This window comes from Streptomyces sp. NPDC054841, assembly GCF_053611045.1.
Map to the genome: position 1 here is coordinate 1 of NZ_JBSGZO010000767.1, position 2,519 is coordinate 2,519.

A 2,519-nucleotide genomic window follows, 5' to 3' on the forward strand; every position below is an offset into this window, starting at 1 on the left:
GGGTCAGCGCCGAGGTCGTCACCGACTGCACGACGGTGTCCGTGCGGGGCTCGCCCCGGGGGATGAGCCGGATCTGCCGGGTGAGAACGGCGCCCTGTTCGGTGACGAGCGTGGGTACGCCGAGCGGGTTCGGGAAGCTGCCGTAGTCCAGGGCCTTGGAGATCCGGGTGGCCTCGGCGGCCGAGGTGCCGGCGTGGACGAGCCCGCCGGAGGCCATGCGGGCGGACCGCCGGTAGAACCGCCGCTCGCGGTCACCGGTGTCGACGGGATCGGGCAGGGTGCCCGCCACGACGTGCGGGACGAGGTCGTTGAACAGCTCGATGCCGACCTCTGCGGTCTCGTACGTGAGCGAGAGCGCGGTGGAGTGGTCGCGGACCGGGAACCAGCGCTCGAGCAGGACGCCGCCGGCGTCCACGGCCTCCGTCATCCGGTGCCAGGTCGCCGCGTGCCGGGTCGCGCCCTCGTAAAGGGCCCAGGCCGGGACGTTGCTGCCGGAGTAGCGGGGCAGGGGGCCGTCGTGGAAGTTGACCGCGGCGACCTCGGGCAGGTCAAGGACGTCGGCAGTCAGGATGCGGAAGTTGACCATGCTGAACAGGTAGTCGAACTTCCGCTCGGAGAGCGACGCCGCCAGGTCGCCGTACGGGTCGAGCACGGGCACGGCGTGTTCGCCGGCCCACGCGACGACCGCCGGATCGTCGCTGAGGATTCCCTCGATGCGCACGCCCGCGTCGAGCAGCTGTGCGGCGCACTGGGTGAGGACCCTGGTTCCCCCGATGATGTAGCACGTGGTCGTCATGCTCACCCCTCTGCCGCGGCGGGCTCGGCGGGGCCTGCCGGGTCGGTGCTCTCCGCGTTCGGCGTGCCGTTCGTGCCGGACGGGCCGCTCGTGTCGGGCGTACCGCTCGCGCTGTGCGTGCCGTTCAGGCTGTTCCTGCTGTCCGCGTCCTGCGCGGGGTCCGCGGTCCGGGCGGCGACCCAGCCGTCGATCTGGGAGACGACCTCTTCGTCGAGGGAGAGCTGACCGGGGGTCCACAGCGGGTTCGACAGACCGCGGTGGGTGCGCTCGCACATCTCCCAGTCCTCGTAGTTCGCCTTGTCCCACAGGGCGAACACGGCTTCGTGGGAGAAGTCGCTCTTGGCGGTCTCGGAGGGGTGGAACAGCCAGAAGTGCCGCACGAAGCAGGTGCCGGGGCGCTCGGGCCAGACCCACTGCATCATCACGTAGTCGGTCGTGAATCCGAACAGCAGGTTGGGCAGAATGGTGATCCAGTTGATCCTCTGCCGGTCGGCCTCGGGCACGAGCGGCATGGGCGTGCGCCGGCTGCGTCCCGTCATGGATACGGAGTTGAAGCCGCTGCGGATGGACTGCCATGCCCCGACGATGTCGCCCTCGAGGTCGTACGTGCCCGCGTCGTCGAAGTCGGTGATGCGGTGCAGGTCCTTGTGCGCGGTCGGGAAGTGCAGGCTCTCGTTGACGTTGTGCGCGACGAGCTTCCAGTTCGAGGCGACCGGGTAGTCCTTGGCCTGGACGCATTCCAGGTCGGCGAGTTCGTAGACGCGCGCGAACTCCCCGAACTCGCCCAGAGCCTTGTCGAGGTCGGGAGCGTCGTCGGAGAAGGTGATGAAGACGACGCCGTGACGGATCTCGGTGCGGATGGGCAACAGACCGTTCTTCTCCTTCTCGAAGAAGTGGTCGAAGTAGGTGCCGTTGAGGCTCTTGAGCTTGCCGTTCCGGTCGTACACCCAGCAGTGGTAGAGGCACACGAGGCTCTGCCGCTTGCCGCTGGCCTCCTCCACGAGCTTGTAGCCCCGGTGCCGGCAGTAGTTGTGGTACGCCTGGATGCCGTCGTCGCCGTGGAGGAGCAGGACGGATCCGCTGCCGATGTTCAGGGTGCTGTAGGCGCCCTTCTCCGCGAGGCGGGAGACATGGTCCACCGGGAGCCAGTGCCGGCCGTAGATGCGGGACATCTCCCGCCGGTACTGCTCCTCGCCGGTGTAGAACTCGTGCGACCGGCCGATGCCGCCGGACTCGAAGTAGGGCCTCTGCTCGGCCTGCTCGCTGATGAGGTCGAACATGCTGGACGCGCGCGTCATCTGCTGGGCTCCCTCGGGGTGAGGTGCGTGGAAGGCGGTGGCGGAGTGCCGGCCCCGGGCCGTGTGGGTCTGCGCACCGGAGCGCCCGTGCCGTGGAACTCGCTCGGGTGCCTGGTGGCAGGCACCGGCGCTGCTCCATGCGCGGCGGCGGCACGGGTCGGCCCGGGATCCGGGACAGGACGGACGGAACGACGGGAGAGGGTTGGCTATCGGCGGGCCGGCGGCGCCGTTGCGCCACCGCGCCACTGCTCCGGAGCAACACAGTGCCCACGGCTGCCCGTCGCCACGCGGCGCACGCCGTACGGATCGTGATGTCCGGGGCGCGAGGTGGTGCGCGCGTGGTGTCACGGCGCCCGGCGCCCGGGTCGCTTCGGCTGCATGGATCGCTTCGGTCACTGCGGTCGCTGCGGTCGCTGCACCGGCAC

General features: G+C 69.9%; 2 protein-coding genes. Both read right to left on the reverse strand.

The window, feature by feature from the left end:
• On the reverse strand, positions 1 to 796 hold a 796-nt coding region (locus ACWGI8_RS42965; RefSeq protein WP_453668902.1), incomplete at its 3' end, for a formyltransferase family protein.
• A 2-nt stretch (positions 797 to 798) separates the two neighbouring features.
• Positions 799 to 2,094 carry an aromatic ring-hydroxylating oxygenase subunit alpha gene (locus ACWGI8_RS42970; protein WP_453668903.1) on the reverse strand — a complete coding sequence of 432 codons (1,296 nt, stop codon included), beginning with the start codon at positions 2,092 to 2,094 and terminating at the stop codon, positions 799 to 801.
• Positions 2,095 to 2,519: the final 425 nt, after the last annotated feature.